At 71.7% G+C, this 13,482-nt stretch carries 10 protein-coding genes; 5 read left to right on the top strand and 5 right to left on the bottom strand.

Annotation, left to right across the window (positions count from 1 at the left end):
• The 3 genes from MCBG_RS32145 to MCBG_RS29895 form a co-directional block, all read right to left on the bottom strand.
• A partial coding sequence (locus MCBG_RS32145) for a low temperature requirement protein A (protein WP_369799371.1) occupies positions 1–291 on the bottom strand: 291 nt, incomplete at its 3' end.
• 171 nt (positions 292–462) lie between these two features.
• Entirely contained in the window at positions 463–1,362 is a 900-nt protein-coding gene (locus tag MCBG_RS29900) for an aminoglycoside phosphotransferase family protein (RefSeq protein ID WP_198033354.1), read from the bottom strand.
• 10 nt (positions 1,363–1,372) lie between these two features.
• Positions 1,373–1,882 (bottom strand): MarR family winged helix-turn-helix transcriptional regulator, encoded by a 510-nt coding sequence (locus tag MCBG_RS29895; RefSeq protein WP_043329717.1) that lies wholly within the window; start codon positions 1,880–1,882, stop codon positions 1,373–1,375.
• A gap of 83 nt (positions 1,883–1,965) precedes the next feature.
• On the opposite strand from MCBG_RS29895, the gene MCBG_RS29890 reads away from it, so the two are divergent.
• Positions 1,966–3,195, top strand: a complete 1,230-nt coding sequence (locus tag MCBG_RS29890) for a multidrug effflux MFS transporter (protein ID WP_043329716.1) — start codon at positions 1,966–1,968, stop codon at positions 3,193–3,195.
• Between the two features lie 63 nt (positions 3,196–3,258).
• Here the strand turns inward: MCBG_RS29890 and MCBG_RS29885 are convergent, their stop codons facing one another.
• Complete coding sequence (locus MCBG_RS29885; RefSeq protein ID WP_043329715.1) at positions 3,259–4,188, bottom strand: carbohydrate kinase family protein; 930 nt, start codon at positions 4,186–4,188, stop codon at positions 3,259–3,261.
• Positions 4,189–4,523: 335 nt separating this feature from the next.
• Here MCBG_RS29885 and MCBG_RS29880 point away from each other — a divergent pair, with 335 nt between their 5' ends.
• Entirely contained in the window at positions 4,524–5,660 is a 1,137-nt protein-coding gene (locus tag MCBG_RS29880) for a lytic polysaccharide monooxygenase auxiliary activity family 9 protein (RefSeq protein WP_043329714.1), read from the top strand.
• Between the two features lie 60 nt (positions 5,661–5,720).
• Here the strand turns inward: MCBG_RS29880 and asnB are convergent, their stop codons facing one another.
• Positions 5,721–7,682, bottom strand: coding sequence for an asparagine synthase (glutamine-hydrolyzing) (gene asnB, locus MCBG_RS29875; protein WP_043329713.1), 1,962 nt, complete (start codon positions 7,680–7,682; stop codon positions 5,721–5,723).
• Positions 7,683–7,795: 113 nt separating this feature from the next.
• On the opposite strand from asnB, the gene MCBG_RS29870 reads away from it, so the two are divergent.
• The 3 genes from MCBG_RS29870 (at position 7,796) to MCBG_RS29860 (ending at position 13,425) form a co-directional block, all read left to right on the top strand.
• Complete coding sequence (locus tag MCBG_RS29870) at positions 7,796–9,271, top strand: aminopeptidase P family protein (RefSeq protein ID WP_030504250.1); 1,476 nt, start codon at positions 7,796–7,798, stop codon at positions 9,269–9,271.
• A 311-nt stretch (positions 9,272–9,582) separates the two neighbouring features.
• Positions 9,583–11,283 (top strand): hypothetical protein, encoded by a 1,701-nt coding sequence (locus tag MCBG_RS29865; protein ID WP_223201381.1) that lies wholly within the window; start codon positions 9,583–9,585, stop codon positions 11,281–11,283.
• A 291-nt stretch (positions 11,284–11,574) separates the two neighbouring features.
• On the top strand, positions 11,575–13,425 hold the full coding sequence (locus MCBG_RS29860) for a hypothetical protein (RefSeq protein ID WP_043329711.1): 1,851 nt from the start codon (positions 11,575–11,577) through the stop codon (positions 13,423–13,425).
• The last annotated feature ends 57 nt before the right edge of the window (positions 13,426–13,482 follow it).

The raw sequence follows: 13,482 nt of genomic DNA, 5'->3' as shown, positions 1-13,482 counted from the left end.
CGCTGCTCCAGCGCGGGTGCCAGAGTGTCGAAGTACAGCCACCACAGGGACGCGATGATGGTGACGCCGAGCACCGACGCCACGATCACCGGCCACGTGGCCGGCAAGCCGGCGCTCAGCTTCGGTCCCCAGCCCGAGCGAAATGATCGACTCGCCGAGCGCGATGAGCAGGATCAGCGCGTATCGCTCGGCCCAGTGGGCGGCGGACACGACTGTCAGCCCGGCGCTGGGGGCGAGGCCCCCGGAGGTGTACTCGACGCAGACCGCGGCCAGCCACAGCGCCAGCGGCAGCCACCTCGCCCATGGCTGCTGGGGTGACTCGGGCAGTGCCTTGGTGGCGAGGATCAACGCGCCGCCGGAGCGGGTGGCGGCCGAGTCGCCGTTCGGCGCCCGGCCGGGCCTGATCGCCGCCCGCCGCGGCTACGCCGAACTCGACGGCACCGCCTGAGCGGCGGCCTGGGCTCAGCCGGCGTCGGCGAGGATCTCGCGGAGACGGTTGCGGCACTCGGCGACGAACGCCGGGAACGTGTGCCAGTAGTAGGAGACGCCGCTGGCCGCCACCCCGAGCGCCCAGGCGCGGGCCCGTACCCAGGTCACGTCGTCGACACCGAGCGCCTCCCGGTAGGCGTGCCGGGCCTGCGGCGGCAGGTCCCAGATCGGCGCGTGTTCCGCGTCCGGGAACCCGACGGTCAGCCCGCCGAAGTCGATCACCGCGCACAGCCGGCCGTCGCGTGCCAGCACATTGGTGGGCTTGAGGTCGGTGTGCAGCCAGACGTGCCGGCCGGCGGGTTCGGGCAGGGTGAGGGCGTCGCGCCAGAGCCGGTGCAGGGTGTCGACGTCGGTCTCGTCGCCGATCCTGCGCCGGCAGTCGTCGAGCGCCGCGCTGACCCAGGTGTCACAGGGGTGCAGGCTGCCGCCGCGGTATCCGCTCAGCGCGTCCGCGCGGGTCACGCCGAGCAGGTCGGCCGCGTGCAGGTGACGTACGAACACCGCCAGGTCGGCGCCGAGGGCGGCCCAGTCCCGGACCGTGCCGGGTCCGACCTCGTCGCCGTGGATCCACCGCTGCACCGACCACGGCAGCGGGAAGGCGGTGGTCGGCGTCCCGGCGTGGAGCGGTTCCGGCACCGGGTACGGCAGCAGTGGCGCGAGCCGGGGCAGCCACAGCTGTTCCTTGCGCAGCGCGCCGGCTTTCTCCGCGGTGCGGGGCAGCCGGACGAGCAGGTCGTCGCCGAGCCGGTACATGGTGTTGTCGGTCCCGGCGCCGGCCGGGGTCAACGGCAGCGCGGCCCACTCGGGGCGCTGGTCGGTCAGCAGCGCCCGGACGATCCCCTCGTCCACAGGTGTCTCGTCCTGGTGCAGCATCACCCGGCGATCATCCGGTGCCGGGCGGCGCGGCGGCCACCGGGTTTCCGGACGTACGGGGGTCCCGTTCCGGGCGGGTGTGTGCCCGCAGCGTGGTGAGCAGCGTGTCGAGGTGCGGGGCGGCGGCCAGGATCGCGTCACGCGCTGCCGGGTCGAGGTCGGCCAGCGCCTCGGTGAGCAGCGCGGTGCGGTGCCGTTGGTGGTCGGCCATCCGCCGGTGGGCGGCCTCGGTGACGCGCAGCCGGACCACGCGGCGGTCGGCGGGGTCGCGGTCGCGGGCCAGCAGCCCGGCGTCGGTGAGGTCGCGGACCAGCGTGCTCACGGTGTTGGGCGCCGTGCCGAGGCGCCGGGCCACGTCCTTGCCGCTGATGCCCGGCGTGTCCCGGACGAGCAGGAGCAGTTCCACCTGAGCTTCGGGCAGCGGGTCCCGCCCGGCGCGCGCCGTGGACCGGCGGCGCACGAGCCGGTGCAGCTCCCCGAGGACCGCGCCGAACCGCGCGACCTGCTCGTTCGTCGACACGGGGTCACCCGCCTCACATCGCAATAGTTCTGACTACAGAGGTAAGGTACCCGAGCACATCGGATTTCAGGGGGTACCCGCTCGTGAGTCAAGCCGCGCCGCCCGCCGCCCGCCCGTCCGGCGCCGGCGCCACCGCGTCCACCGGGGGCGCGGGCCTGCTGGTGCTGCTCGGCACGCTCACCGCGATCGGCCCGCTCTCGCTGGACATGTACCTGCCCGCGTTCCCGGCCATGACCCGCGACCTCGGCGCCGACCAGGCCGGCATCCAGCTCTCGCTGACCACCTGCCTGATCGGCCTGGCGTTCGGCCAGCTCGTCACCGGGCCGCTCAGCGACCGCTGGGGGCGCCGCCGCCCGGTGCTGGTGGGCGTGGTCGCGTACACCGTGCTGGCGCTGGCGTGCGCGGCGGCGCCGAACGCCCCGCTGCTGGCCGCCGTCCGGTTCGCCCAGGGCCTGGCCGGCGGCATGGGCGTGGTGGTCGCCCGCGCCGTGGTCCGCGACCTCTACTCGGGCCGGGACGCCGCGAAGTACTTCTCCCGGCTCACCCTGGTCTTCGGGGTCGCGCCGATCGCGGCGCCGGGCGTGGGCAGCCTGGTGCTCCGGTTCGGCTCCTGGCGATCCGTCTTCCTGGTGCTGGCCGCCATCGGCGCGGTGCTGGCCGTCGCGGTCGCGCTGCGCCTGCCGGAGACGCTGCCGGCCGAGCGCCGCAGCACCGGCGGGCTGGGGGCCACCGCCCGGACCATGCGGTCGCTGCTCGCCGACCGGGTCTACCTCGGGTACGCGCTGACCCAGGGCTTCGCCTTCGCCGGGCTGTTCGCGTACATCTCGGGGTCGTCGTTCGTGTTCCAGGACGTCTTCGGCGTCTCCGCGGCGGTGTTCAGCGTCATCTTCGGCGTCAACGCGCTCGGCCTGGTGGCCGTCGGGCAGCTGAACGCCCGGCTGCTCGACCGGTTCCCGCCACGCCGGCTGCTGGTCACCGCGCTGGCGGTCGGCCTGGTCGCCGCGGCCGGCGTGCTGAGCGGCGCGCTGACCGACGGCCTCGCGCTGACCGCGGTGGCGCTGTTCGGGTACGTCGGCGCGCTGGGCATGGTGACGCCGAACAGCACGGCGCTGGCGCTGGACGCGCACGCCCGGCACGCCGGCACCGCCGCCGCGCTGATGGGCGGCATCCAGTCGGTCGTCGGCGCGCTGGCCGCGCCCCTGGTCGGGCTCGGCGGCGAGGGCAGCGCGCTGCCGATGGCCACGGTCCTGGCCGGCGCCGCCGTCCTCACCCTGGTCACCGTCCTGACGATGACCCGCACGCGCGCGGGGTGAGCGCTGAGCGCGTTAAGAAGGGGCCCCTTCTCTACCTGAGGCGTTAACAAGGGGCCCTTCCTTTCACGCGAAGCGGGCGGTCACCTCCTCGCGGGTGGGCATGGCGGTGGCGCCACCCGGGGACTCGCAGACCACTGCGGCCACCCGCAGCGCGAACGCCACCCGCTCCCGCCACCCGGCCGGGTCGGCCGGCTCACCGGCGGCCAGCAGCTCGGCCACCAGCGCGCCCATCACCGAGTCCCCCGCGCCGGTCGCGTCCACCGCGTCCACCTTCGGCGCGGGCACGCGCACCACGTCGTCGCCGGCGGCGACCAGCGCGCCGTCCGCGCCGAGCGTGACCACGACCGTGCTCGCGCCCAGTTCCCGCAGGTACGCGGCCACGCCCTCGACCGGCTCGTGCGGGTAGAGCACCCGCGCGTCGGCGCTGCTGAGCTTGACCAGGTGCGCGGCGGCGGCGAACTCGGCGACCACCGCGCGCAGCCCGTCCAGCGCGTCCGGGGCGGTGAGCAGCCGGGGCCGCACGTTCGGGTCGAACACCCGCAGCGCGCCCGCGATCGACCAGGCGCGCCGGGCGGCGGCGAGCACCGGCGGGGCAAGCAGCACGATCGAGCCGCAGTAGAGCACGTCCGCGCCCTCGACCAGCGCCACGTCCAGGTCGTCCGGGCCGAGCAGCGCGTACGAGCGGGGCTCGCCGTAGAAGCGGAAGTCCGGCTCGGGGCCGGCGAAGGTGGCCACCGCGAGCGCGGTCGGGGCCGGCACGGTCACCGTCCCGCTCACGTCCACACCGGCGTCGGTGAGGAAGGCGCGGATCCGTCCGGCCAGCGCGTCGTCGCCGAGCGACCCGACGAACCGCGCGTCCCCGCCGAGCCGAGCGGTCGCCACCGCCACGTTGAGCGGTCCCCCGCCGATCGCCTGCCGGTAGACGGGCTCTCCGTCGCGCTCGGCGTCGAGCAGGTCCACCAGCGCCTCGCCGAGCACCACCGCGTACCCCATCCTGGCTCCCCTCGTCGTCCTACCCCGATCCTGGCGCATACCGGCGCCACCGCGCGCCGGGACCCTGGCATCGAACGGCGCCTATTGCGGGCCGCGCCCGGACGTGGTGGGATGGCGGTGCCGGGTGACGACGCGGGGGCTGCCGCGTCACCGGCCGCCGGGTCGATCCGACGCGAGGGCATCCACGGTCCGTTGGGCAACGGACCGCAGACGGTGCGCGCCCGTCGACGGCCACGGCCGCACTCCGACCGGGCGCGGGCACCGCGATCGTCGCATCCGCTCGTCGCAGCGGGGCGGGCCGAACCGGGCCACGCTCCGCGAGTCAGGAGATCCCCGTGCACCGATCCCGATCCCGTACGGCCGCGTTGCTCACCGCGGCCGCCACCCTGACCCTGGGCGCGTTCGCCCTGGTCACCAACTCCGGACCGGCGGCCGCGCACGGCGCGGCCATGACGCCGGGCGCCCGCACCTACCTGTGCTGGAAGGACGGCCTCACCGGGACCGGTGAGATCCGGCCGAACAACCCCGCCTGCTCGTCGGCGGTGGCCGAGAGCGGCGCGAACTCGCTGTACAACTGGTTCAGCGTGCTGCGCTCCGACGCCGGCGGGCGGACCGTCGGGTTCATCCCCGACGGCAAGCTGTGCAGCGGCGGCAACCCCGGCTTCAGCGGGTACGACGCGGCGCGCAACGACTGGCCGATCACCCACCTGACGGCGGGCCGGTCGATGGAGTTCCGGTACAGCAACTGGGCCCACCACCCGGGCACGTTCTACTTCTACGTGACCAAGGACAGCTGGAGCCCGAACCGGCCGCTGGCCTGGAGCGACCTGGAGGAGCAGCCGTTCCTGCAGGTGACCAACCCGCCGCAGCGCGGCGCGGTCGGCACCAACGACGGTCACTACTACTTCACCGGCAACCTGCCGTCGAACAAGAGCGGCCGGCACATCATCTACTCGCGCTGGGTCCGCTCGGACAGCCAGGAGAACTTCTTCGGCTGCTCGGACGTGACGTTCGACGGCGGTAACGGCGAGGTGACCGGGATCGGCTCGGGCGGCAGCAACCCCCCGACTACCGCGCCGCCGACCACCGCGCCCCCGACCACCGCGCCCCCGACCACCGCGCCCCCGACCTCGCCTCCGCCGGTGACGACCAGCCCGACCATGCCGGCCGGCTCCTGCATGGCGGTGTACAAGGTGGTCACCGCCTGGGGTGGCGGCTTCCAGGGCGAAGTGACGATCATGAACCACAGCACCCGGACGTACTCCGGGTGGACCGCGAACTGGACCTGGCCCAGCGGCCAGACCATCAACCAGGTGTGGAACGGCACGTTGAGCGGCAGCGGGGCGTCGGTGAGCGTCTCCAACGCCGCCTACAACGGCAGCGTCCCGCCGGAGGGCACCACCACGTTCGGCTTCACCGCGAACTTCTCCGGCACCAACACCCTGCCGACGGTCACCTGCACCGGCAGGTGACCCCGTAACGGGAAGGGCCCCCGGGGAACACCCCGGGGGCCCTTCCTCGTCACGCTCGGGTCAGCGGACCATGCTGCCGACGACCGGCTTGGTGAGCAGCGCGGACTGGTTGCGCTGGATGCCCGGGTCGAGCGTCTTGGCGACGAAGATGGCGTGCCAGATGCAGAAGATCAGCACGGTCCACACCTTGCGGGAATGGTCCGCCTCCTCCCGCTTGTGCTCCTCCAGCAGGCGCATCGCGTACGACAGGTCGATCAGGTCGCCCGCGCCCGAGGTGGACAGCACGTGCCGCGCCCACTCGTACATCTCGCCGCGCAGCCAGACCCGGGTCGGGGTCGGGAAGCCCAGCTTCTTGCGGTTGACGATGGCCGGCGGCACGACGCCCTGCAGCGCCTGGCGCATCGCGTACTTGGTGGCCTCGGAGCGGGGCGGCAGCTTCAGGTCGACCGGGATGCCGGCGGCGACGTTGAACACCTCCCGGTCCAGGAACGGCACCCGCACCTCCAGCGAGTGCGCCATCGAGATCCGGTCGGCCTTGACCAGGATGTCGCCGCGCAGCCAGGTGTAGAGGTCGACGTACTGCATCTTGGTGACGTCGTCCAGCTCGGTGCACTCGGCGTAGATCGGGGCGGTCACGTCGGTGTAGCGCACCGAGGGGTCGTAGCGGCGCAGCAGGTGCTGCTTCTCCTCCTCGGTGAACATCCGGGCGTTGCCGTAGTAGCGCTGCTCGATCGGGGTGGTGCCGCGCTCCAGGAAGCTCTTGCCCTTGACCCCCTGCGGGATCGCCTTGGACACCGCGCGCAGGCCCTTCTGCACGCCGTCGGGCAGGCTGTTCACCGAGTTGAGCGACAGCGGCTCCCGGTAGATCGTGTAGCCGCCGAAGAACTCGTCCGCGCCCTCGCCGGAGAGCACCACCGTGACGTGCTCGGCGGCCTTCTTCGCCACGAAGTACAGCGGCACCAGCGCCGGGTCGGCGACCGGGTCGTCCAGGTGCCAGACGATCTTCGGCAGCGCGTCGATCATGTCCTGCGGCCCGATCTTGGTCGGGATGGTGGTCACGTCGAGGTGCCGGGCCGAGTCCTGGGCCACGTCGATCTCGGAGTAGCCGGGCACGTCGTAGCCGACGGTGAAGGTGAGGATGTTCGGGTTGAACTCGCGGGCCAGCGCCACCACGGCGGTGGAGTCGATGCCGCTGGACAGGAACGAGCCGACCGGCACGTCCGAGCGCATGTGCATCCGGACGCTCTCCCGCAGCGTCTCCCGGATGTCGTGGTAGAGCCGCTGCTCGTCGGAGACCGGGGCCGGCCGGAACACCGGGCGGTACCAGCGGCGCACCTCGATCCGGCCGCCCGGGGTCCAGTTCAGGTACTCCCCCGAGCCGATCCGGCTGATCCCCTTGTGCAGCGTGCCCGGCTCCGGCACGTACTGCAGCGTCAGGTAGTGGCTCAGGTTGGCGGTGTCGATGCCCGCGTCGCCCTGGTACGCCGAGTGCGCGAACGGCAGCAGCGCCTTCTTCTCCGACGCGAGGTAGAGGCCGTCCTGGGTCTCCAGGTAGTGCAGCGGCTTGATGCCGAAGTAGTCCCGGGCGCCGAAGGCCCGCCGCTCCTGCCGGTCCCAGATGACGAACGCGAACATGCCGCGCAGCTTGGTGAGCACCTGCTCACCCCAGTAGTGGTAGCCGGCGACGATCACCTCGCCGTCGCCGTTGGTGGCGAACTGGGCGCCGTAGTCGCGGATCAGCTCCTCGCGCAGCTCGATGTAGTTGTAGATCTCGCCGTTGAAGGTGAGCAGGTACCGCCCGCCCGCGTACGGCAGGGGCTCGTGGCTCAGCGCCACGTCGATGATCGCCAGGCGCTTGTGCGCGAACACACCGTCCGCGTACCGGCCGGAGGCGTCGCCGACCACCTCGACCCCGGTCTCGTCCGGGCCACGGTGGTGCAGGCACTCCAGTGCGCCGGCGATGTTGTCGCGGTGGGCGGCGGCGTCGCCGCGCGCGCTGAAGAAGGCCAGGAGTCCGCACATGGCCGCCATCTTTCCACGCGCCGGAAGCCTCCGTCGCGGCACCGCAGGCACCTCCCGCTGTCGTGCGCGCGGTACCGTCTGGACCAGCGACGAGGCTCAGGGAGGGACGGATCATGGCCGAGGAGCGGACGCGACAGGGCAAACCGGCGGACGGTACGGAGTCGCACGACCCGGACTTCCCGGAGGCGTTCCTGTCGTTCATGCGCCAGGGCTGGCGGGACACCGAACTGCCGGTCGCCCCGCGCCCGGAGGCGCCCAACCACGCCAAGCGGCGGGCCGCGCTGGCCGAGGCCTTCCCGGGCGAGACGCTGGTCATCCCCACGGGCAACGAGAAGGTACGCGCCAACGACACCGAGCACCGGTTCCGTCCGGGCAGCGACTTCGCGTACCTGACCGGCGACCTGGAGCCGGACAGCGTCCTCGTGCTGCGCCCGGGTGGCGAGTCCACGCTGTTCATGCGGCCCCGGTCGTCGCGGGTGACCGACGAGTTCTTCCGCAGCCGGCACGGTGAGCTGTGGGTGGGCCGCCGGCCGACGCTGCGGGAGAAGTCCACCGAGCTGGGCCTGCCGACGGCCGACCTGAGCGAGCTGGACGCGACGCTGGCCGAGCTGGCGCCGGGGCGTACCCGGGTGCTGCGCGGTTTCGACGCCCGGGTGGACGCGGCGGTGCGTCAGTACGACGGCGCGCGCGCCGACGGTCAGCCCGGCCGCGACCGGGAGCTGGCCATCGCGATCGCCGAGCTGAAGCTGGTCAAGGACGAGTGGGAGATCGCGCAGCTCCAGGAGGCGTGCGACGCCACGGTGCGCGGCTTCGAGGACGTGGCACGGGCGCTGCCGGCCGACCGCGGCGTCTCCGAGCGGCTGCTGGAGGGCGTCTTCGCGCTGCGTGCCCGGCACGACGGCAACGACGTCGGGTACGGCTCGATCGTCGGGGCCGGCGAGCACGCCACTGTCCTGCACTGGGTGCACAACCACGGCGCCACCCGTCCGGGTGACCTGCTGCTGATGGACATGGGCGTGGAGAACCGCAACCTCTACACCGCCGACGTCACCCGGGTGCTGCCGGTCGACGGCCGGTTCACGCCGTTGCAGCGCCAGGTCTACGACGCCGTGTACGCCGCCCAGCAGGCCGGCATCGAGATGTGCCGGCCGGGCGTGGCGTTCCGGGACGTGCACCTGGCCTCGATGCGGGTGCTGGCCGAGGCGCTGAAGGATCTCGGGCTGCTGCCGGTGAGCGTGGACGAGGCGATGGACCCGGCCTCCACGGTCTACCGGCGGTGGACGCTGCACGGCACCAGCCACATGCTCGGCATCGACGTGCACGACTGCGCCAACGCGCGCAAGGAGAACTACCGGGAGGGTCCGCTCGGCGAGGGGTACGTGCTGACCGTCGAGCCGGGGCTCTACTTCCAGCCGGAGGACGAGATGGTCCCCGAGGAGCTGCGGGGCATCGGCGTGCGGATCGAGGACGACATCCTGGTCACCGCGGACGGTCCGGTGAACCTGTCGGCCGGTCTGCCGCGGCGCTCCGACGAGGTGGAGACCTGGCTGGCCGAGCAGCGTGAGGCGGGCCCCCGCCTGCCCGGCTGAGTCCTGCGGGCCGCGATCTTCCGGCGGGCCCCACCACCGCGCCTTCACGGCAGGTGGTGGGGCCCGCCGCCGTCTGGGGGAGTTGCGGTCCGCTCACGTGGTTGGTCACCGACCGCCGATCGTGGGAGGAATGCGGGCTTTTTTCGGATACGTCTTCCTCGCGAGGAACCTTCTCATACGGTGCTGATCAGAGGCTACAACCGGTTTGTAGCTGGTCGCCCGGCCTGGGGCGGTGCGACCCGTTTGGGAAGAACCGAAAGGGCTCTCATCTCATGTCGAACGATGTAACGACACCCGACGGTGGAGCGCCGATGGCGCCTGCCCCGCGGACGAGCAAGCGGCGGGCGCTCTGGGTCGCCACCGGCGTGGCCGGGCTGACCGGCGTCGTCGGGCTGGCGGCGCTGGGCGGTCTCGCCGCCCGCGACGACAAGTCCGGCACCGAGCCGGTGGCGGACAACCACGCCGCCGCTCCCCAGAACGCCGGCAACGACTCCGACGGCGGGTACGACAAGGACGGCAAGGACGGCAAGGACCGTGGCCAGGAAGGCCGTGACCGCGGCGAGTGGGGCCCGGACAAGGGCGACTGGGGCAAGGACGGCAAGGACGACCACGGCAAGACCCGCGAGGTCGCCTGCGACGACGACGCCCTGATCGACGCCCTCGAACTGGCCAACCGCGACCACGGCGGCACCCTCAAGCTCGCCGAGAACTGCACCTACGAACTCGGCGTCAAGGACCGCAAGTTCGGCTCCGCCCTGCCCGAGATCAAGCAGGACGTCACCATCAAGGGCAACGGCTCCACCATCAAGCGCGACGCCGAAGACACCTTCCGCATCTTCCGCGTCCGCGACGGCGGCGACCTCACCCTCAAGGACCTCACCGTCTCCGGCGGCAACGCCAACGAGTTCAAGTACCCCGGGCCGTCCGTGCCGAAGGCGGCCGACCCGGCCGAGCTGGATGCCAAGCGGGTCGAGGGTGACGGCGGCGCGCTGCTGGTCGAGCGCGGCGGCAGCGCCTACCTGGACAATGTGAAGCTGACCGACAACAACGCCGAGGGCGACGGCGGCGCCGTCGCCAACTACGGCCGCACCTGGCTCAAGGAGAGCAAGGTCGTCAACAACCACGCCCAGGGCGACGGCGGCGGCATCTTCAACGAGGGCATCCTCAAGGTCGAGGAAACCCACGTCGACGACAACACCGCCGGCGGCAACGGCGGCGGCATCGCCAACGGCAGCGGTGAGCACCACGACGGGCCGGTCGACCTGGCCTCGGCGGCGAAGGCCGACAAGGGTGAGCACGGCAAGCACCGCGCCGGCACGGTCGAGATCACCGGGGCGTACGAGGGCAAGGACGCCTCGTTGAGCACCCTGAGCCGCAACCGGGCGGGCCACAACGGTGGCGGCCTGTTCAGCAGCGGCGGCTGGGTCACCGTCTCGTTCACCGCGATCGGCGGCAACGTCGCCTGCGACAACGGTGGCGGCGTCTACGCCGAGAACACCGACCTGCTCCTGGAGAAGGTCCACGTGGCGGGTAACCACGCCGACGGCAACGGCGGCGGCGTGGTGACGACCGGCGGGCGCGACTGGGCCGGCAACGGCGCCGAGAAGGACGGCCTCGCGGGCAGCGCCACGATCGCCGACAGCGCGGTCGTGGACAACACGGCCGGCCGCTTCGGTGGCGGCATCTACAACGGTGAGTGGCTCATCAAGATCGAGGACGGCTTCCTCACCCGCGAGCACGACAAGGACGACAACGCCACCCTCACCATCCGCGACACCGAGATCAAGGCCAACACCGCCCTCAACGGCGGCGGCATCTTCAACAACAAGGCCAAGATCACCCTCACCAAGACCCACGTCACCAAGAACACCGCCACCGACTCCAGCAAGCTCCACCGCGTCGCCGGCGGCGTCCTCAACAACGAAGGACGCGTCAAGCTCGACGACAAGTCCCTCATCAGCAACAACGACCCCACCAACTGCGCCAACACCGTCGAGGACTGCTTCAACTGATTCGCTCCACCACATAACCCGGGGTGCCCTCCTTCCGCCGCGACGGCGAGAGGAGGGCACCCGACCTCGGAGCGGCCCGGCTGGCCGTGGTGTCCCCCACCGGGGCGTCCGGACCGCACTGCGCCCGCCCATCCCACCCGCACCCTTATGCGGGTTTTTTTCGTATATGGCCACGAGGCGAAGAAGGTTCTCATACGGTCGTTCTCAGCAGCTACAACCGATTTGTAGCGAAGGCCGCCTCGCCAGGGCGAAGCGACCTTGTCAGGTACAAGGAGAGGGCAGAGAGCTCCGATGTCCAACTACCTTCGCAATAACAATGACGCCACCAGCAAGACCATCTCCCCGCTCCGGCGTCGCCGGATGTGGCTCGCCACGGGCGTCGTGGGCCTGACCGGAGCGGTCAGCCTCGCCGGCGTGGCCTACGCGACCACCGGGGCCACCGGCCCGCACCGGCTCGCCGACGTCAAGTGGTCGACCACGCAGCAGCTCAGCGACGACGACCACGGCGACAAGGGCGAGTACGGCCGGGACGGGTACGACAAGGACGGCAAGGACGGCAAGGACCGTGGCCAGGAAGGCCGTGACCGCGGCGAGTGGGGCCCGGACAAGGGCGACTGGGGCAAGGACGGCAAGGACGACCACGGCAAGACCCGCGAGGTCGCCTGCGACGACGACGCCCTGATCGACGCCCTCGAACTGGCCAACCGCGACCACGGCGGCACCCTCAAGCTCGCCGAGAACTGCACCTACGAACTCGGCGTCAAGGACCGCAAGTTCGGCTCCGCCCTGCCCGAGATCAAGCAGGACGTCACCATCAAGGGCAACGGCTCCACCATCAAGCGCGACGCCGAAGACACCTTCCGCATCTTCCGCGTCCGCGACGGCGGCGACCTCACCCTCAAGGACCTCACAATCAAGGGCGGCAACGCCAACGAGTTCAAGTACCCGGGTGGCGGCGGCCAGCCGCCGGCCGCTGCTCCGGCGGCCGCCCCGGCGGTGGCGGCCCCGGCCGCTCCGGCTGTCGCGGCTCCGGCCGCGGCGACCACGGCCGCCGCTGTCACGCCCGTCGCCGACGGCATGAACGGCGGCAAGGACGACGACAAGCGGGTCGAGGGTGACGGCGGCGCGCTGCTGGTCGAGCGCGGCGGCAGCGCCTACCTGGACAATGTGAAGCTCGTCGACAACAACGCCGAGGGCGACGGCGGCGCCGTCGCCAACTACGGCCGCACCTGGCTCAAGGAGAGCAAGGTCGTCAACAACCACGCCCAGGGCGACGGCGGCGGCATCTTCAACGAGGGCATCCTCAAGGTCGAGGAAACCCACGTCGACGACAACACCGCCGGCGGCAACGGCGGCGGCATCGCCAACGGCGGCGGCTTCTCCGGCGAGCACGGCCCGGCGGCCTCGGCCGCGCCGAAGGGCTACGACAAGAAGGAGAAGCACCACGAGGCCGGGATCGTCGAGATCTTCGGTTCCGACCACGGCAAGGACGGCATCAAGTCCAGCCTGTCGGACAACCGCGCCGGCAAGAACGGCGGCGGTCTGTTCAGCAGCGGCGGCACCGTCACGGTCTCCTTCACCGCGATCACGGGCAACACCGCCTGCGAGAACGGTGGCGGCGTCTACGCCGAGAACACGGACCTGGACCTGGACAAGGTGCACGTGGCCAAGAACCACGCCGACGGCAACGGCGGCGGCGTGGTGGTCACCGGCGGCAAGCACTGGGGCTACCCGAACGACAAGGAGCACGCCAGCGCCACGATCGCCGACAGCAAGATCGTCGACAACACCGCCAACCGCTTCGGCGGCGGCATCTACAACGGTGAGTGGCTCATCAAGATCGAGGACGGCTTCCTCACCCGCGAGCACGACAAGGACGACAACGCCACCCTCACCATCCGCGACACCGAGATCAAGGCCAACACCGCCCTCAACGGCGGCGGCATCTTCAACAACAAGGCCAAGATCACCCTCACCAAGACCCACGTCACCAAGAACACCGCCACCGACTCCAGCAAGCTCCACCGCGTCGCCGGCGGCGTCCTCAACAACGAAGGACGCGTCAAGCTCGACGACAAGTCCCTCATCAGCAACAACGACCCCACCAACTGCGCCAACACCGTCGAGGACTGCTTCAACTGACCTGACGGTCCCGGGGTACGCGACCGGCCCCCTGCCACGTGACGTGGCAGGGGGCCG

Origin of the sequence: Micromonospora sp. M42, from assembly GCF_000568915.1 — a bacterium.
In the GTDB taxonomy this organism is placed as follows: Bacteria; Actinomycetota; Actinomycetes; order Mycobacteriales; family Micromonosporaceae; genus Micromonospora; species Micromonospora chalcea.
This window is presented reverse-complemented; position numbering and strand designations above follow the sequence as displayed.